At 62.2% G+C, this 17,712-nt stretch carries 22 protein-coding genes and 1 tRNA gene; 15 read left to right on the top strand and 8 right to left on the bottom strand.

From position 1 onward, the window contains the following. The first annotated feature begins 71 nt into the window (after positions 1–71). The 3 genes from H7A13_10365 (at position 72) to H7A13_10355 (ending at position 2,012) form a co-directional block, all read left to right on the top strand. Entirely contained in the window at positions 72–770 is a 699-nt protein-coding gene (locus H7A13_10365) for a nucleotide-binding protein (protein ID MCP5333738.1), read from the top strand. Between the two features lie 414 nt (positions 771–1,184). Then, positions 1,185–1,475, top strand: coding sequence for a hypothetical protein (locus H7A13_10360; protein ID MCP5333737.1), 291 nt, complete (start codon positions 1,185–1,187; stop codon positions 1,473–1,475). Between the two features lie 147 nt (positions 1,476–1,622). Next, positions 1,623–2,012, top strand: coding sequence for a hypothetical protein (locus H7A13_10355; protein MCP5333736.1), 390 nt, complete (start codon positions 1,623–1,625; stop codon positions 2,010–2,012). A gap of 635 nt (positions 2,013–2,647) precedes the next feature. Here H7A13_10355 and H7A13_10350 read toward each other — a convergent pair. The 8 genes from H7A13_10350 to H7A13_10315 all read right to left on the bottom strand — a co-directional run bounded on the left by H7A13_10350 (position 2,648) and on the right by H7A13_10315 (position 7,308). Then, a complete protein-coding gene (locus H7A13_10350) occupies positions 2,648–3,043 on the bottom strand; it encodes a type II toxin-antitoxin system VapC family toxin (GenBank protein MCP5333735.1) in 396 nt (131 codons plus the stop codon). After that, on the bottom strand, positions 3,040–3,285 hold the full coding sequence (locus H7A13_10345) for an Arc family DNA-binding protein (GenBank protein ID MCP5333734.1): 246 nt from the start codon (positions 3,283–3,285) through the stop codon (positions 3,040–3,042). The genes H7A13_10350 and H7A13_10345 overlap by 4 nt, the downstream gene beginning before the upstream one ends. A 338-nt stretch (positions 3,286–3,623) precedes the next feature. Continuing rightward, a tRNA-Ser gene (locus H7A13_10340) sits at positions 3,624–3,714 on the bottom strand. Between the two features lie 135 nt (positions 3,715–3,849). After that, complete coding sequence (csrA, locus tag H7A13_10335) at positions 3,850–4,038, bottom strand: carbon storage regulator CsrA (protein ID MCP5333733.1); 189 nt, start codon at positions 4,036–4,038, stop codon at positions 3,850–3,852. A gap of 81 nt (positions 4,039–4,119) precedes the next feature. Then, positions 4,120–5,367, bottom strand: coding sequence for an aspartate kinase (locus H7A13_10330; protein MCP5333732.1), 1,248 nt, complete (start codon positions 5,365–5,367; stop codon positions 4,120–4,122). 80 nt (positions 5,368–5,447) lie between these two features. Further along, the gene (locus H7A13_10325) at positions 5,448–5,999 is read right to left on the bottom strand and encodes a hypothetical protein (protein ID MCP5333731.1); all 552 of its coding nucleotides are present in this window, start codon (positions 5,997–5,999) and stop codon (positions 5,448–5,450) included. Next, the gene (mtnC, locus tag H7A13_10320) at positions 5,996–6,688 is read right to left on the bottom strand and encodes an acireductone synthase (protein ID MCP5333730.1); all 693 of its coding nucleotides are present in this window, start codon (positions 6,686–6,688) and stop codon (positions 5,996–5,998) included. The genes H7A13_10325 and mtnC overlap by 4 nt, the downstream gene beginning before the upstream one ends. Then, positions 6,685–7,308, bottom strand: a complete 624-nt coding sequence (locus H7A13_10315) for a methylthioribulose 1-phosphate dehydratase (protein ID MCP5333729.1) — start codon at positions 7,306–7,308, stop codon at positions 6,685–6,687. The genes mtnC and H7A13_10315 overlap by 4 nt, the downstream gene beginning before the upstream one ends. 154 nt (positions 7,309–7,462) lie before the next feature. Here H7A13_10315 and H7A13_10310 point away from each other — a divergent pair, with 154 nt between their 5' ends. The 12 genes from H7A13_10310 to H7A13_10255 all read left to right on the top strand — a co-directional run bounded on the left by H7A13_10310 (position 7,463) and on the right by H7A13_10255 (position 17,689). Beyond that, positions 7,463–8,614, top strand: a complete 1,152-nt coding sequence (locus H7A13_10310; GenBank protein MCP5333728.1) for a pyridoxal phosphate-dependent aminotransferase — start codon at positions 7,463–7,465, stop codon at positions 8,612–8,614. Further along, on the top strand, positions 8,602–9,378 hold the full coding sequence (locus H7A13_10305; GenBank protein MCP5333727.1) for an amidohydrolase: 777 nt from the start codon (positions 8,602–8,604) through the stop codon (positions 9,376–9,378). The genes H7A13_10310 and H7A13_10305 overlap by 13 nt, the downstream gene beginning before the upstream one ends. Positions 9,379–9,400: 22 nt before the next feature. Beyond that, positions 9,401–10,615 (top strand): argininosuccinate synthase, encoded by a 1,215-nt coding sequence (locus tag H7A13_10300; GenBank protein ID MCP5333726.1) that lies wholly within the window; start codon positions 9,401–9,403, stop codon positions 10,613–10,615. A gap of 17 nt (positions 10,616–10,632) precedes the next feature. Further along, complete coding sequence (gloA, locus tag H7A13_10295; protein MCP5333725.1) at positions 10,633–11,013, top strand: lactoylglutathione lyase; 381 nt, start codon at positions 10,633–10,635, stop codon at positions 11,011–11,013. Positions 11,014–11,227: 214 nt separating this feature from the next. Next, on the top strand, positions 11,228–13,018 hold the full coding sequence (gene lepA, locus H7A13_10290; GenBank protein MCP5333724.1) for an elongation factor 4: 1,791 nt from the start codon (positions 11,228–11,230) through the stop codon (positions 13,016–13,018). Then, on the top strand, positions 13,018–13,791 hold the full coding sequence (gene lepB / locus H7A13_10285; protein MCP5333723.1) for a signal peptidase I: 774 nt from the start codon (positions 13,018–13,020) through the stop codon (positions 13,789–13,791). The genes lepA and lepB overlap by 1 nt, the downstream gene beginning before the upstream one ends. 28 nt (positions 13,792–13,819) lie before the next feature. Beyond that, positions 13,820–14,194 carry a DUF4845 domain-containing protein gene (locus H7A13_10280; GenBank protein MCP5333722.1) on the top strand — a complete coding sequence of 125 codons (375 nt, stop codon included), beginning with the start codon at positions 13,820–13,822 and terminating at the stop codon, positions 14,192–14,194. After that, on the top strand, positions 14,191–14,874 hold the full coding sequence (rnc, locus tag H7A13_10275; GenBank protein MCP5333721.1) for a ribonuclease III: 684 nt from the start codon (positions 14,191–14,193) through the stop codon (positions 14,872–14,874). The genes H7A13_10280 and rnc overlap by 4 nt, the downstream gene beginning before the upstream one ends. Further along, the gene (era, locus tag H7A13_10270) at positions 14,871–15,782 is read left to right on the top strand and encodes a GTPase Era (protein MCP5333720.1); all 912 of its coding nucleotides are present in this window, start codon (positions 14,871–14,873) and stop codon (positions 15,780–15,782) included. The genes rnc and era overlap by 4 nt, the downstream gene beginning before the upstream one ends. Further along, complete coding sequence (gene recO, locus H7A13_10265; protein ID MCP5333719.1) at positions 15,779–16,576, top strand: DNA repair protein RecO; 798 nt, start codon at positions 15,779–15,781, stop codon at positions 16,574–16,576. Before era ends, recO begins: the two co-directional genes overlap by 4 nt. Further along, the gene (pdxJ, locus tag H7A13_10260) at positions 16,563–17,303 is read left to right on the top strand and encodes a pyridoxine 5'-phosphate synthase (protein ID MCP5333718.1); all 741 of its coding nucleotides are present in this window, start codon (positions 16,563–16,565) and stop codon (positions 17,301–17,303) included. Before recO ends, pdxJ begins: the two co-directional genes overlap by 14 nt. Next, complete coding sequence (locus tag H7A13_10255; GenBank protein MCP5333717.1) at positions 17,300–17,689, top strand: holo-ACP synthase; 390 nt, start codon at positions 17,300–17,302, stop codon at positions 17,687–17,689. The genes pdxJ and H7A13_10255 overlap by 4 nt, the downstream gene beginning before the upstream one ends. Positions 17,690–17,712 lie beyond the last annotated feature (23 nt).

Here is a 17,712-nt window from a genome sequence, read left to right as displayed (position 1 = left end):
CGCAAGGTGTAAAACAAGCCACCTTTTGGGGTGTCCATTTATAGTTATGTGCTTTCCAGGAGATAGCCATCGTGGACATTAGTCAAGCAAAGGGATTGCTTACCGCTGCTGGCCTTGCGATTACATCTGAACAGCGATTGAACAACGACACGGGTTGGCAGCTTAGGCTCGCGAATGGCGGTATCGTCAATATCTTCGACACAGGCAATTTCAATGTTCAAGGTAAGTGCCAGCCTGAAATCAAAGCCGCTCTAGGCGCACCAGTTGTTTCCACCGCCGCAACAACAGCAGGCACCCCTGTTGTGGCAGGTGGGAACAAAAAGGTATTTGTGGTTTATGGCCACGACGAAACTGCACGGAACCATCTTGAGGCTATGTTGCGTCGTTGGGGGCTTGAACCATTAATCCTTGATCAACTCCCATCTGAAGGACAAACAATCATCGAGAAGCTGGAAAAGTACACAGCAGAAATTCACTTTGCTGTGGTCCTTGCAACGCCTGACGACGAAGGCCATCGCGCAGGCCGTGACGACGAGAAAGCATACCGGGCCCGTCAAAATGTTGTTCTTGAACTGGGCATGCTTCTGTCGCGGTTAGGCCGAAGTCGAGTGGCCATCCTTCTCAAACAACAAGCCAATATGGAACGGCCTTCAGATATCCAAGGCTTGATATACATCCCATTCAAGGACGACCTTCAGAAAGAAGCAGGCACTCTACTCGCTAAAGAAATGGCAGCCCAGGGGTATCACATTGATGTTGCCAAGCTGTAACCCACATAACAACGCCATCAACGCGGACAGTGAAAAGCGGCGCTCCTTCGTCGCACCGCTTTTCACTGCCGGTTATGGCGAACGTTGGGCGTAATGCGCGGTGTCTGGTTTCTATCGAAGCGCCAAGTCGATAACCACCGCATGAGCGCATCGAACAAGTGCAGCACGACCGCCAGCGCGGGCCGCCCGTCCGCTGGCGGGCGGCGCACTCGCGGTGCCGCTCCACCGGGCGCCAGCGGCGTCTGCTCGGTGCACCGCTCGGTGTGGCCATGCATCCAGCCGTCCCCGCTGGCGCGGGCGACTCGGCGGTTCGGTGCGCTCGCCCACCGGTCGGCCGAGTGCGGGCTGCCCAACCCCGCCATCAACCGGACCTGCCTTCGGCAGGCCGGTTGATGGCAAACGTTAGGTGCTTTGATGAATCGCTACATTCTCATACTTCCGTTGTTGCTGCTCTTCAGTGGGTGCAATCTTGGCGACGATACAGAAGGTGTTAAAGGCGCAAAAGGCGAGACGCAGGTCAAGTATGTGATATGCGGCGCCGCTGAAACAAACTGCTTTGTCGCCGCAAGATTTAAGGATCTTGATGGTTGTGAGAGCCACAAGAAATGGTCAGAAATGCTATGCGATAGCGTATCGCAGCCGGGGAAGATGATTTGCGAGACTGACCGGGGAGCCTCTATTGCGTTCTCATATTGCACTCTGTAGCGCCGCACCTAACCATACGTTCAACGCGGACAGTTTGCAGCGGGGCATTTTGCTCCGCAAAATTTTACGCCCCACTGCAAACCACTCCGCCGGCAAGCCGGCTCCGTTCTGCCGGTTAACTTGGCGTTGGGCGTCAATGGAGCGATCATGAAGCTACTGAAATACTTGGGCGCATTCTTAGTCGCAGCCCTCGGCCTATTTCTATTTGTTGCTAATTTCTCTTCTGTGGAAACGCGCCTTCAATGCTCCGGTGAAATTTCCGCTCAGAACAATTCGCAGCAAGCCACGGTCTTCATGAAATTGCACGAGTACAGGTGGTGGGTAGGCTTGTGGAGTGACTCTGACGGCTCTGTATGGCTGGAGGTGCCAAACAGAACATTTGAATATTTTGAGCACGTTGTTGAAGTTGGCGATCAACTTCAGATTTATGACTCTCAACGAAACATCAAAGGGCATTTTTCTTCTTTAAGTAAAACGCTCGCCGTTACTACTTCTGCTTGGTCATTTGATGGTGCTTGTAAGAGGGTCGAGAAATGACGCCCAACAAGTCATTCCAGCGGACCGTCAAAAAGCTGCGCTTTTTGCCGTCCGCTGAATTCGCACGTTGGACCCCTACGTAGACATGGCGAAGATTACGGTAACCAAGTTTGACGCTATCCGCTCACAACTCGACGCGGCTATCGAGATGTACTTCGTGTCGGACAACGCGATAGCAACTCATACGCTTGCCTCCGCCGCGTACAACGCTCTGAGGGATATCGCCAGTCGGCAAGGGACGCCGCACCCGTTCATCAAGCGGGACTACATTGACTCCTTACCAGAATCTCGACGAGCCGCGGTCATCAAAGCCTTGAATGAGCCAGAAAACTTCTTCAAGCATGCTGATCGCGATCCGCACGACACCATCTCGCTCGATCCAGAGCTTACGGAGCTGTTCCTCATTGATGCAATCGCGTACTTCCGCGACTCTTCTGAACCCAGACCTAAATACTACGACATCTTCAAAGGGAGAAATGGGGACAGACCACGGTTTCCCGTTAGGAGAATTGGGAGAATTGGGGACAGACCACGGTTTCCCGTTACGGTTTTCTGCCAAAGCGGAGCAGAAACCAGGAAACCGTGGTCTGTCCCCAATTCTCGTCGCAATTCTCGTCCCCAATTCTCCAGCCTCGTTATCCCGCAGCGAGCGAGATCGTTCGCTTTGGGAAGGCCCTCAGAAGCTTGGCATTCATCGTCACCAGCTTGACCTGCAGCTTGTTCGCCAGCGCAATGAACTCACAGTCATACGCTGAGCAGTCACTGTCGCGTACCAGTTCAAGCACTGCCTTCGAGTCAACCTCGAACTCCGATCCAGCGAATAGCTCTTCAGCCTCACTTTGAAGGCTGCAGGCCTGGTCGAAGGTCAGGATCTTGCGCCGCAGGTATCCGGCAAGTATGTTGCGGAACTCGCTGCGCCACAGTACCGGCGCCGCCCAGTCCGGGTCTTGCTCGAGCAGGGCTTCCGCCTTGGCGGTGTGCTCGCCGGGCAAGTACAAGTACGCAACCACATTCGAGTCCACCACAATCACGAGCGGCCCTCTTGCTTCATGGCGTCAATGTCCGTCGCTCGGAACTTCCCCTTCGGCAACGCCGCGCGTAGTGTCCGTGCTCGCGCAAGCCGTTCGGCAGGAGCAAGCCTGTTCGCCAGCAGCGCTGTCTCCAGGCACACAATCGCCTCGCTGTTCATGCTGCGTCGGTGGGCTGCAGCCGAGAGCTTGAGCCGCTCGTACACCTCATCCGGAATGTTCTTCAAGGTCAGCGTCGTAGGCATTGTGTGGCACTCCAACCAAAATGGTTCCATTATGGTTAAAGTATCGGGCTCGGTCAAGCTACTGCGGGCTAACCCTTCGTTGCACCCGAAGTGCCGATGTCCCCCCGATTTTGAGTAGTGCGGTAGTTTGGAGTCCAATCCCCCAGACGACGGAGGTTGGACGTGAAGAGACGGTTTTCGAAGGATCTGGGACAGACCACGGTTTCCCGTTCTTGGTCAGAACAGCTTGCCCGATTTCGAGTCAAGAGCATGATTTGTATGGTGTTGCCGGAATCATCAGGTGATGGACTGGCAAGATCCAGCCGATCAGCGAAAGAGATTGCATTGGCATGGCGATGTGGCGGAGAGGGAGGGATTCGAACCCTCGATGAGCTTTTGACCCATACTCCCTTAGCAGGGGAGCGCCTTCGGCCTCTCGGCCACCTCTCCGGAAAACGTCGAACAGCGCAGCGGACGAACGGCTTGCGGTTCTGATCTGGCAGGTTTGAAGATTCGCGGCCTGATGGTGTCAGACCCGCCGCGAAGCGGGCGACATGATAACACGCACGGCAGCGTGAATCGACCTCATTCGTCGTCGTGGCCTTGCCGTTTTTCGGCCTGAATGCGCTGGTAGATCTCTTCGCGGTGCACCGAGACTTCCTTGGGGGCGTCGACGCCCAGGCGCACCTGGTTGCCCTTGACGCCCAGCACGGTGACGGTGATGTCATCACCGATGATCAGGGTTTCGCCAACCCGGCGGGTCAGTATCAACATTGCGTTTCTCCTCGTTGTTCCGTTCTTGAATCTTGTTCCGCTCAAGGGCGGTGCCATGCACCCAGTGTCTGGGCGGGGCTTTCAGCCCTCTTCGACGACGGCAATCTCTTCGGGCGCGTCCAGCCCGAATGCGGTGTGCAGGGAGCGAACTGCCAGTTCCAGGTACTTCTCGTCGATCACCACTGAAATCTTGATTTCCGAGGTGGTGATGATCTGGATGTTGATCCCAACCTCGGCAAGTGTAGCAAACATCTTGCTGGCGATACCGGCGTGCGAGCGCATGCCCACCCCGACCAGCGAGACCTTGACCACGCTTCTGTCGCCCTTGATTTCACGGGCATTGAGTGCTCCGGCCTGGGCGTTGAGGATTGCCAGCGCCTTCTGCAGGTCGTTGCGATGCACGGTGAAGGTGAAGTCGGTGCTCCTGTCGGCGGCGACATTCTGCACGATGACATCGACCTCGATGTTGGCGTCGCTGATCGGGCAGAGGATGCGTGCGGCCACGCCGGGCACATCGGGCACGCCGAGCACGGTGACCTTGGCTTCGTCGCGGTTGAAGGCGATGCCGGAGATGATCGGATTTTCCATCATGTTCGGGTTCTCCAGGGTGATCAGGGTGCCGGAGCCCTCCACGAAGCTGGAGAGCACCCGCAACGGGACGGCATACTTGCCGGCGAATTCGACCGAACGAATCTGCAGCACCTTGGAGCCGAGGCTGGCCATCTCCAGCATCTCCTCGAAGGTGATCCGCTCCAGCCGTCGCGCGCGTTCAACCACCCGTGGATCGGTGGTGTAGACGCCATCGACATCGGTGTAGATCTGGCACTCATCGGCCTTGAGGGCGGCGGCCAGCGCCACGGCGGTGGTGTCGGAGCCGCCCCGGCCGAGCGTGGTGACGTTGCCCTCGGCATCGACCCCCTGAAATCCGGTGACCACCACCACTTCGCCAGCCGCCAGCGCGGCGCGCAGCGCCTGGTCGTCGATGCGGTCGATGCGGGCCTTGGTGAAGGCGTTGTCGGTCAGAATCGGCACCTGGGCGCCGTTCATCGAGCGGGCGGGGCAGCCGCGTTTGATCAGCGCCATGGCCAGCAGTGCGGCGGTGACCTGCTCACCCGTGCAGACCAATGCATCGAGTTCGCGGGGGTCGGCCGGATCGGCCAGATCCCGGGCGAGACCCAGCAGGCGGTTGGTCTCGCCGCTCATGGCCGAGACCACCACCACCAGATCGTGTCCCTGGTTGCGGTAGCTGGCCACTTTTTCGGCAACCGCCTCGATGCGGGGCAGGGTGCCAACCGAGGTGCCGCCAAATTTTTGCACATAAAGTGCCATGGTTACGCCGCTCTCGAAGGAAAAAGGGCGAGATTAGACTCCAAGCATCGCGGCATTACAAGCCGATGACGCACCACAGCTCAGCGGTAGTGGTCGATGGACGGAAAGCGGCGGCCGATCCCGTCGCCGGTCATCCGCGCCACCCAGCCTTCGGGATTGGTGAAGAGGCGAATGGCGATGAAGTCGGGCTGATCGCCCATGTCGAACCAGTGGCGGGTGCCGGCCGGAACGCTGATCAGGTCTTCGCGCTGGCAGAGCAGCGCAAAAACGGTTTCACCGAGGTGCAGGTTGAACAGCCCTTCGCCAGCGACGAAGAAGCGCACTTCGTCTTCGGCATGGGTGTGTTCGTCGAGGAATTTCTGCCGCATCGCCAGCCGGTCGGGGTGGTCGGGCCGCATCGAGATCACATCCCAGGATTGGTAGCCGCCTTCGCGCATCAGCCGGTCGATCTCGCTGCGGTAGGCGGCACCGATCTGTGCCTGATCGGCATCGGCCGGCAGCGGCCGGTCGGCGCGCCAGCGCTCGAAGCGCACGCCGGCCTCGGCCAGCAGCGCGCGAATCTCCTCGGCGTCGCTCGTGTTGCCGAGTGGCTGTTCGGGTCGGTCCTGGTGGTAGCGGGTCAGGTGGCTCATGGCTGCTCCTGCAGGAGTGGAATCTGCTCGAAATCGTGGGCGGATGGATGGTGGCCGCTGCCGTTGGCGCCATCGCGCAGCAGCAGGCAGGTGTGAAAACCGGCGGCGGCAGCGGCATCCAGTTCGGCCTCGACATCGCTCAGAAACAGGATTTCGTCACCGGCAAGGCCGATCCGTTCGGCAATTCTGTCATAGCTCGAGCGTTCGCGTTTGGCGCCGATGCGGGTGTCGAAGTAGCCGCTGAAGAGCGGGGTGAGGTCGCCATCCTGGGTGTGGGCGAACAGCAGTCGCTGTGCCTCGACCGAGCCGGAGGAGTAGACATAGAGGGCCAAGCCATGCCGCTGCCAGTCGCGCAGGGCAGCGGCCACCTCGGGGTAGATGTGGGCGGTGAAGTGGCCCTGCTGGTAACCTTCGCGCCAGATCAGCCCTTGCAGGCTTTTCAGCGGGGTCAGCTTCAGATCGAGTTTGATCCACTGTTGCAGGGTGTCGACCAATGCGGCAGCCGTGGCCTGCGGCTGGCGGATCTCCTCACGCACCTGGTCGAGGAGGGCGGCCACCTCGGCCTCATCGCCATGCTGGCGGATGAACCCTTCGAGCCGTTCGGCAGCGTAGGGGAACAGCACCCGGTGGACGAAGTGGATGTCGGTGGTGGTGCCTTCGATGTCGGTGACGATGGCGCGCAGCGTCATGGGTTTCGCTCCAGCAGCCGTCGGTTCAGTTCACACTGGAGCAGGAACTCCCACCCTTCGAGGTGGCGGCGGGCCGCTGCTAGATCATGACCCCAGGCGTAGAGGCCATGACCACGCACCAGCACCGCATGGGCACGCTGGGCGGTGGACCATTGCCGTTCGATCTGCTCGGCGATGCAGGCCATCTGCTGGCTGTTGTCGACCAGCGGCAGCAGCAACGTCTGCTGATGGCTGTCGATGCCACTGATCGCCTTTTGCATCTCGTAGCCGTGCAGGGGCAGCGTGTCGCCGTCGATCAGCCGCGACAGCACGGTGGCGGCGACGGAGTGGATGTGCAGCACCGCGCCGATGTCGGCGTCGGCACGGTAGAGCGCCAGATGCAGCTCGGTTTCGGCCGAGGGCTTGCCCGGTGCGCACAACTGGCCATCGAGCGTGAGGCCGAGCAGTTGCGCGCGGGTCAGGCTCCGCTTGTCGACACCGGAGGCGGTGATCAGCACCCGATCGCCGCTGCGCAGCGAAAAGTTGCCGCCGGTGGCGGGACAGTGGCCATTTTCGGCAAAAAAGCGCACCGTCTCGACCAGCCGTTCGGCCAGTTGATCCACGTCGTCAGGTTGTGCCATGCTTGCCGGCCTCGTGTTGGCTGCCTCGGGTGGCGGCGATGATAGCCCGAAAGCCGCAGCGCCGCATGGCCTGCATTCCGACGGCGACCCGATGTTCTGCACCGCCCGTGCGCACCGCCGACGGGCTTTGATCGAGACAGCGATGACCTTGCCCATGATCCGGCCACTGCCAAGCAAGCTGCCCCAGGTGGGCACCACCATCTTCACCCGCATGTCGGCGCTGGCTGCCGAGTGCGGGGCCATCAATCTGTCGCAGGGCTTTCCCGATTTCGATGGGCCGGCACTGCTGCGCGAGCGGCTGCATCACTATGTCGAGCAGGGCTACAATCAGTATGCACCGATGACCGGCGTGGCGACGCTGCGTGAGGCGATCGCCGAGCAGGTGGCGCGCCGCTATCGGCGCCGGGTCGATGCCGAGCAGGAGGTCACCGTCACCTCCGGCGCCACCGAGGCGCTCTATGCCGCCATCACCGCCGTGGTGCGTCCCGGCGATGAGGTGATCCTGTTCGATCCGGCCTATGACTCCTACGAACCGGCAATCGAATTGAGCGGTGGCACTGCCCGCCACATTGCCCTCGAAGCGCCGGAGTTTCGCATCGACTGGAATCGAGTGGCCGACTGCATCAGTGACAGAACCCGGCTGATCATCATCAATTCGCCACACAACCCCACCGGATCGGTGCTGGCGGGCGAGGATCTGCAGCAGTTGGCAGCGCTGGTGCGCCAGCGCGACATCTGGCTGATCGCCGATGAGGTGTATGAGTACATCCACTTCGATGGCCTCGACCATGCCAGTTTTCACCGTCATGCCGAGCTGGCGGCGCGCAGCTTCATCATCTCCTCCTTCGGCAAGAGTTTTCACATCACCGGCTGGAAGCTGGGTTACTGCATCGCGCCGCCGCCGCTGTCGGCGGAGTTCCGCAAGGTGCATCAGTTTCTGACCTTCGCCAGCTTCACGCCGGCGCAGTGGGCCATCGCCGACACCCTGCGCGCCCAGCCCGAGCATCTGGCCGGATTGCCGGCCTTCTACCAGCAAAAGCGCGACCTCTTTGCCGCCGCGCTGAAGCCGAGCCGCTTCGAGCTGCTGCCGTGCCGGGGCACCTACTTTCAACTGGCCGCCTACGATGCCATCGTCGACCTGAACGATGTCGAGTTCGCCCAGTGGCTGACCCGGGAGGCCAAGGTGGCGGTGATTCCGGTGTCGGTCTTCTATCAGACACCACCGGCGACCCGCATCGTCCGCTTCTGTTTCGCCAAGAGTGATGCGGTATTGCTGCAGGCGGCGGAGCGGCTATGTCGACTCTGACATTGGCGCTGGTGCAGGCCGATCTCGCCTGGCATGACATCGAGGCCAACCTGGCCCACTTCGATCAGCTGCTGGCGCCGCTCGCGGCGGTCGACCTGATCGTGCTGCCGGAGATGTTCACCACCGGCTTCACGATGGCGAGTCAGCAGCAGGCCGAACCCATGGCTGGCCGCGGCATCGCCTGGCTGCGCACCACCGCCCAGGCACGCAACGCCGTCGTCTGCGGTTCGCTGGCGATCGAGGAGCAGGGTCTCTGTTACAACCGCTTCGTCTGGGCCACCCCTGATGGAGCCTTGCACCACTACGACAAACGCCACTGTTTTCGCATGGCTGGCGAACATCACCACTACCGCAGCGGCGAATCGGCGGTGGTGATGTCACTGAACGGTTTCAGGATTCGACCGATCATCTGTTATGACCTGCGCTTTCCGGTCTGGTGTCGCAACCGCGACGACTACGACCTGCTGCTGTGCGTCGCCAACTGGCCGGCAGCGCGCAGCAGTGCCTGGCAACGGCTGCTGCCGGCGCGCGCGATCGAGAATCTCAGCTATGTCGCGGCGGTCAATCGTGTCGGTCTGGATGGCAAGGGCCACGCCTACAGCGGCGACAGCGCACTCTACGACTGGCTGGGTGAACCGCTGCTGGCGGCTGCACCCGGCGAAGAGGCGCTGCTGACCGCGACGCTCGATCTGGCGGCACTGCAGCGGTTCCGGGCCGGTTTTCCGGCCCATCTCGATGCCGACCCCTTTGAATTCACCCATTGAACATCCCTGATTGAGGAGCCCCATGTCTGCGATCAAAAAAGTGGTACTGGCCTATTCCGGCGGTCTCGACACCTCGGTGATTGCCCACTGGCTGCGTGAGACCTACCACTGCGAGGTGGTCACCTTCACCGCCGACCTGGGGCAGGGCGAAGAGCTCGAACCGGCCCGCGCCAAGGCCCAGGCGATGGGCATCAAGGAGATCTACATCGAGGATCTGCGCGAAACCTTTGCTCGCGACTACGTTTTTCCGATGTTCCGCGCCAACACCCTCTACGAGGGCGAGTACCTGCTCGGCACCTCGATCGCCCGGCCGCTGATCGCCCGCCGGCTGGTCGAGATCGCCGAGGAGACCGGCGCCGATGCCATCTCCCATGGCGCCACCGGCAAGGGCAATGACCAGGTCCGTTTCGAACTGGGTGCCTATGCACTCAAACCGGGCATCCGCGTGATCGCACCATGGCGGGAGTGGACGCTCAACTCGCGCGAAAAGCTGCTCGCCTACTGCGAACAACATGGCATCGCCGTCGAGCAGAAGCGGGGCAACGCCTCGCCCTACTCGATGGATGCCAACCTGCTGCACATCTCCTACGAAGGCGCCGTGCTCGAAGATCCCTGGGCCGAGCCGGAAGAGGGCATGTGGCGCTGGAGCGTCTCGCCGGAGCTGGCGCCCGACCATGCGGTCGAAGTCGAGCTCACTTTCGTCAATGGCGACGTGGTGGCGATCGATGGCGTCGCCAAATCGGCCGCCGAGGTGATGCTGGAGCTGAACCGGCTGGGGGGTGCCCATGGGGTAGGGCGCACCGACATCGTCGAGAACCGCTATGTCGGCATGAAGTCGCGCGGCTGTTACGAAACCCCGGCTGGTACCATCCTGCTCAAGGCGCACCGCGCCATCGAGTCGATCACCCTCGACCGCGAGGTGGCCCACCTCAAGGATGAGCTGATGCCGCGCTATGCCTCGCTGATCTACAACGGCTACTGGTGGTCGCCCGAACGGCTCTGCCTGCAGGCGCTGATCGACCAGTCGCAACAGCATGTCAACGGCAAGGTGCGGCTGAAGCTCTACAAGGGCAACGTCAGCGTCGTTGGCCGCGCTTCGGATGAGTCGCTGTTCGACGCCAGCATCGCCACCTTCGAGGATGACCAGGGCGCCTACGACCAGGCCGATGCCGGCGGTTTCATCAAGCTCAATGCGCTGCGGCTGCGGATCGCCGCGCGCCGTGGCCGCAAACTTTGACCAAGGAGCGCCAAACCATGCGCATTCTGCACACCATGCTGCGTGTCACCGACCTCGATCGGTCGATCGATTTCTATCAGCGGGTGCTCGGCATGCGGCTGCTGCGCCGCAAGGAGTATCCGCAGGGGCGCTTCACGCTGGCCTTTCTCGCCTTCGACGATGACCCCGGCGCCCAGATCGAACTGACCCACAACTGGGACACCGACCACTACGAGCTGGGCAACGGCTATGGCCATATCGCGATCGAGGTCGAGGATGTCCACGCCGCCTGCGAGCGCATCCGCGCTGCCGGCGGCGTGATCAGCCGTGAACCGGGACCGATGCAGCATGGCTCGACCCTGCTCGCCTTCGTCAAGGACCCCGACGGCTATTCGATCGAACTGCTGGGAGCGGGGTGACGTCCCAGAGGATGCCGCTTCATGCTCCACTGAATCGGCGTCCGACCTGCCGGAGCCGTTATTCAGCCATGTCAGCCACACCGGGATGGCAGTGAGTGGGGCGGTTTGCATGGCAAAATTCCCCTGCCTTTGCTAGCATCCCGCAGCTTTTATGGGCCGTTTGCCGGTCCATCCCTCCTTTAACCCCACCGCCGGTGAACCGATCGACGTGAGCATGCAGCAGATACGCAATTTTTCGATCATCGCCCACATCGACCATGGAAAATCGACGCTGGCGGATCGCTTCATCCAGATCTGCGGTGGTCTCAGCGAGCGGGAGATGTCCGCGCAGGTGCTCGACTCGATGGACATCGAGCGCGAGCGCGGCATCACCATCAAGGCGCAGAGCGTCACGCTGCATTACAAGGCGCGTGATGGGCTGACCTATCAGCTCAATCTGATCGACACGCCGGGCCACGTCGACTTCTCCTATGAGGTGTCACGTTCGCTGGCCGCCTGCGAAGGGGCACTGCTGGTGGTCGACGCCGCACAGGGGGTCGAGGCGCAATCGGTGGCCAACTGTTACACCGCCATCGAGCAGGGGCTCGAGGTGCTGCCGGTGCTGAACAAGATCGACCTGCCGCAGGCCGATCCCGAACGGGTCTGCCGCGAGATCGAGGAGATCATCGGCATCGACACCCATCAGGCGGTGCTGGTCAGCGCCAAGACCGGTCAGGGGGTCGAGGAGCTGCTGGAAAAGCTGATCGAGGTGATGCCGCCACCGGTCGGCGATGCCGCGGCACCGCTGCAGGCCCTGATCATCGACTCCTGGTTCGACAACTACCTGGGGGTGGTGTCGCTGGTGCGGGTGATGCAGGGACAGATCAAAAAGGGCGACAAGATTCTGATCAAGTCGGTGGGCCGCAGCCACCAGGCCGAGGGCATCGGCATCTTCACCCCCAAGCGCACCGAAACCGGACTGCTGAGCGCCGGCGAGGTCGGCTATGTGGTGGCCGGCATCAAGGAGGTGAAGGGCGCGCCGGTCGGTGACACCATCACCCATGCCGCGACGCCCGAGGTGGAGGCGCTGGCCGGTTTCGCCCGCATCAAGCCGCAGGTCTATGCCGGGCTCTTCACCGTCAACTCCGAGGATTACGAGGCCTTTCGTGAGGCATTGTCCAAGCTGACCCTGAACGATGCCTCGCTGTTCTACGAGCCGGAGAGTTCGGATGCGCTCGGTTTCGGTTTTCGCTGCGGTTTTCTCGGCATGTTGCACATGGAGATCATCCAGGAGCGGCTGGAGCGGGAGTATGACCTCAACCTGATCACGACGGCGCCGACGGTGGTCTATGAGGTATTGACCAAGGAGCAGAAGGTGGTGCTGGTCGACAACCCCTCCAAGCTGCCCGATCCCAACCAGATCCTGGAGGTGCGCGAACCGATCTGCCGCGCCAACATTCTGGTGCCGCAGCAGTATCTCGGCGGCGTGATCAACCTCTGCGTCGAGAAGCGCGGCGTGCAGAAGGATCTGCAATTCCACGGCAACCAGGCCTCGCTGGTCTATGAACTGCCGATGAGCGAGGTGGTGCTCGATTTCTTCGACCGGCTCAAGTCGGTCAGCCGTGGCTATGCCTCGCTCGACTACGGCTTCGAGCGTTTCGAGCCGGCCAGCGTGGTGCGGCTCGACATCCTGATCAATGGCGACAAGGTCGATGCGCTGGCGGTGATCGTGCATCGGCAGCAGGCGCAGCAGCGCGGTCGCCAGGTGGCCGAGAAGCTGCGCGAGCTGATTCCGCGGCAGATGTTCGATGTGGCGATTCAGGCAGCGATCGGCGGACAGGTGCTGGCCCGCACCACGGTCAAGGCGTTGCGCAAGAATGTCACCGCCAAATGTTATGGAGGCGATGTGTCGCGCAAGCGCAAACTGCTTGAAAAACAGAAAGAAGGCAAAAAACGCATGAAGCAGCTTGGCTCGGTCGAGGTGCCACAGGAGGCCTTCCTGGCCGTGTTGAAGGTGGACAAGTGATGAACATCGATCTGCCGCTGATTCTGGTGGTCGGCACCGCCGTGACCGGTCTGGTGGTGCTGGCCGACCGGCTCTGGCTGGCTGCGCGCCGCCAGGCCCAGGCGACATCGGTGGCCGCCGCGCCGAGTGAACCGGTCTGGGTCGAGTATTCGAAATCCTTTTTTCCGGTGCTGCTGATCGTGCTGGTGCTGCGCTCGTTCCTGTTCGAGCCGTTCCAGATTCCCTCCGGTTCGATGATTCCGACGCTCGAAGTGGGCGACTTCATTCTGGTCAACAAGTACAGTTACGGCGTCCGCCTGCCGGTGGTCGGCACCAAGGTGGTTGCGGTGGGTGATCCGCAGCGGGGTGATGTGATGGTGTTCAGGCCGCCGCACAAGCCTGACACCAACTTCATCAAGCGGGTCATCGGCGTGGGTGGCGATACGGTGCGCTACGAGAACCGGCGACTGACGATCAATGGCCAGCCGGTTCCGCAACGGTTCGTCGCCGCCCTGCCGGTCGAGGCGCCGCAGCTCGAACTGCTGCAGGAGACACTCGGCAGCGTCAGCTATGCCATCCAGCACACGGCGCCGCTTCAGGGGCGGGTGCGCGAGTGGGTCATTCCGCAAGGCTACTACTTCGTGATGGGCGACAACCGTGACAACAGCAGCGACAGCCGCGTCTGGGGTCTGGTGCCCGATGAACTGGTGGTGGGCAAGGCGTTCGTGATCTGGATGCACTGGCCGAGCTTCTGGTCGATTCCGAGTTTTGGCCGCGATGGTCTGATTCATTGAGTTGGGTTTCAGCTTCGGAGGAACAGCGATGACGACACTCACCCGGCAGCGCGGCGCATCGATGCTGGCGATGCTCTATTTTCTGACCGTCACCGGTTTTCTGTTGTTGCTGGCATTCAGGCTGGTACCGCTCTATCTCGACAACTCCTTTGTCGCGGCGGCGGTGAAGTCGCTCGAAGAGGTGCCGCAGATCAGCCAGAAATCGCCCAGTGAAGTGAAAAACCTGCTGATGACCCGCTTTCAGATCAACAACATCCGCAATGTCGACGGCAAGGCGGTGAAGGTCGAGGAGGTCGATGGAAAGCTGGTGGTCGATGTCAACTACGACGTGGCGGTGCCGATCATCGCCAACGTCGAGGCGCTGGTCCATTTCAAGAACCACTTCGAAGCCCGGCGCCCTTGAACAGACCGCTCTCCAGTCTCCAGCAGCGACTTGGTTATCTGTTCAACGACCCGCGACTGCTCGAAGAGGCATTGACCCACAGCAGCCATGCCAGTGGCAGCAACGAGCGGCTCGAACTGCTGGGTGACTCGGTGCTCGGCTTCGTCATCACCGAGGAGCTGTTCAACCGCTTCAAGAGCGCGCGTGAAGGCAAGCTGACCCGGCTGCGCGCCCGGCTGGTGCGGGGGCAGACCCTCTCGGAGCTGGCGCGGGAGTTCGAACTGGGCGACTACCTGCGGCTGGGACCCGGAGAGCTCAAGAGCGGCGGGTTTCGCCGTGATTCGATTCTGGCCGACGCGATGGAGGCAGTCATTGGCGCCATCTATCTGGAGGCGGGTTTCGATGAGTGCCGCCGTCACCTGCTCAACTGGTTCGAACCGCGGCTGTCGCAACTGTCGCTCGATGATCCGCAGAAGGACCCCAAGACCCGCCTGCAGGAGCATCTGCAGGCCCGGCACCAGCCACTGCCCGACTACCGGGTGGTGCGGGTCGAAGGCAAGGCGCACGCCCAGACCTTCCATGTCGAGTGCCACCATCCGTTGCTGGCAGAACCGGCGCTTGGCAGCGGCAACAGCCGCCGGCTGGCCGAGCAGATGGCGGCCAGCACTGCCCTGAAGCAACTGGAGGCCATCGAAACATGAGTGACCACGGCACGACTGCCAGCCGCTGCGGTCTGGTCGCCATCGTCGGCCGGCCCAATGTCGGCAAGTCGACCCTGCTCAACCGCATCCTCGGCCAGAAGCTCAGCATCACCTCACGCAAGCCGCAGACCACGCGTCACCGCATTCTCGGCATCAAGACCGACGGGCCGGTACAGGCCATCTACATCGACACGCCGGGCCTGCAACAGAAGCCGACCCGTGCGATCAACCGCTTCATGAACCGGGAGGCGCGTTCGGCACTGCTCGAGGTCGATCTGGTGCTCTGGGTGCTGGAGGCCGGTCTCTTCACCGAAGAGGATGAGAGCGTGCTCGAAGGGCTCCGGCAGGGCCAGGTGCCGGTCATTGCCGTGCTGAACAAGATCGACCGGCTCTCCGACAAGGGGCTGCTGCTGCCTTATCTCGACACGCTGAGCAGGCGCTTTGCCTTTGCCGCGCTGCTGCCGGTTTCGGCCAAACAGGGGCAGCAGATCGAGCTGCTGGAACAGACAGTGGCCGAGCGACTGCCGCTGGCCGACCACCTCTACGGCGACGAAGAGCTGACCGACCGCAGCGAACGTTTTCTGGCCGCCGAACTGATCCGCGAGAAGATCATGCGTCAACTGGGCGAGGAGATCCCCTACCAGGTGGCAGTCGAGATCGAGCGCTTTGTGGTCGAGAATGAGATCGTCCACATCAATGCGCTGATCTACGTCGAGCGTGAAGGGCAGAAGAAAATTCTGATCGGCCAGGGTGGCGAACGGTTGAAGCGCATTGGCCAGGAGGCGCGGCTCGACATGGAGCGGCTGTTCGGCAACCGGGTGATGCTCACCACCTGGGTCAAGGTCAAACGGGGCTGGTCGGATGACGAGCGGGCCCTGAAGAGTCTGGGGTATCAGGAGCGGGAATGACACTGGGATCGACCCGTCCCGGAGATGGCACGGCCGAGGCGGCGTTCGTGCTTCACCATCGACCCTATCAGGAGCATGGCCAACTGCTCGACTGCCTGACGCGCGAAGCGGGTCTGCTGCGGCTGGTGGCCCGTGGCAGCCGTGGCGGCAGCAGAAACGGGCGGCTGCTGGGCGCGCTGCTGCAACCCTTCGCACCGCTGCGGCTGGCCTGGAGCGGGCGCGGCGAACTGAAGAGCCTGACCGCCGCCGAAGCCAGCGGCATGGCACTGACCCTGCGCGGCGAACGCTGGTGGAGCGGCTGCTACCTGAACGAGCTCCTGTTGCGGCTGTTGAGTCCATTCGACCCCCATCCGGCGCTGTTCCAGGCCTATGGCCGCACAGTGACCGCGCTGGCTGGTGACGAGGCGGTGGCGCCGCTGCTGCGCCGGTTCGAATGGCGGCTGCTGACCGAACTGGGTTACGCCATCTCCTTCGACCACACCCTGGACGGCGCACTGCAAATCGATGTGGCCAGCAGCTACCGGTTCGACCCGGCCGTGGGTTTCATCGAGTTGGCCCGCCACGAGGCAGCCAGCGGCCATGACTGCTTCAGTGGTGCCATCCTGTTGGCGCTGGCACATGATCGACTGAGCGAGTCGGCAGCGCTGCAGGCGGCAAAAAGGCTGAACGAACTGGCGCTGGCGCCGCACCTGCGCGGGCGTCCCCTGCAAACCCGGGCGCTCTATCGACGTGCCAGAGTGGCGCTGTCGATGGGTGCCGACCGAGACACACAAGGCCTCCATGACCAGCACTGACCTTCTGCTTCTGGGTGTCAACATCGACCATGTCGCCACCCTGCGCCAGGCGCGTGGCACCCGCTATCCCGATCCGGTGCAGGCCGCGTTCGAGGCCGAGGAGGCGGGTGCCGACGGCATCACCCTCCATCTGCGCGAAGACCGCCGTCACATCCAGGAGCGGGATGTCCGGCTGATCCAGCAGCTCTGCCAGACCCGGGTCAACCTGGAGATGGCGGTGACCGACGAGATGGTCGACTTTGCGCTCGATCTGCGGCCGGCCCATGTCTGCCTGGTGCCGGAAAAACGGCAGGAGCTGACCACCGAGGGTGGGCTCGACCTGCTCGCCCACGAAGCGCGCATCACTGCGGCGGTCGGCCGGATGCAGGCGGTCGGCATCGAGGTGTCGCTGTTCATCGATGCCGATCCGGCGCAGATCGACGCTGCCGTGCGCTGTCGCGCCAAGGCCATCGAACTGCACACCGGCCACTATGCCGAACTCCCTGCTGGCGAGAGCAGTGCCGAACTGCAACGGCTGCAGCAGGCGGCCACCCAAGCCCATCAGCTCGGACTGATCGTCAATGCCGGCCATGGCCTGCACTACCACAACGTCGAGCCGATCGCCGCCATTGCCGAACTCAACGAACTCAACATCGGCCACGCCATCATCGCCCGCGCGCTCTTCACTGGTCTCAAGCAGGCGGTGCGCGACATCAAGGCACTGATGCGCAACGCACGGCGGCCATGATCCTCGGCATCGGCACCGATCTGGTCAGCGTCGCCCGCATCGCCCGGCTGCACCAGCGCTATGGCGATGCCTTTTCCCGGCGCATCCTTGCCCCCAGCGAACTGCTGGAGCTGCCAACCGCTGCGGCACCCGCCCACTTTCTGGCCAAGCGGTTCGCGGTCAAGGAGGCGGTGGTCAAGGCGCTCGGCTGCGGGTTCGGCAATGGCGTGGCACCCCGGCAGATCGCGCTGCTGCATGACAGCGCCGGTGCCCCCTGCCTGCAACTCTCCGGCGCCGCCGCCGAGCGGCTGGCAGCGCTCGATGCCCAGGCACAGGTCTCGCTGAGCGACGAACGTGACTACGCGCTGGCCTTCGTGGTGCTGAGCCGCGCTCCGCTCCCGGTCTGATGGTGAGGTGATCGGCGTACTTT

The organism is Pseudomonadales bacterium (assembly GCA_024234215.1).
Lineage (GTDB): Bacteria > Pseudomonadota > Gammaproteobacteria > Pseudomonadales > UBA5862 > JACKOQ01.
Note: the sequence above shows the minus strand (reverse complement) of the source record. Positions and strands in the feature narration are given on the sequence as shown.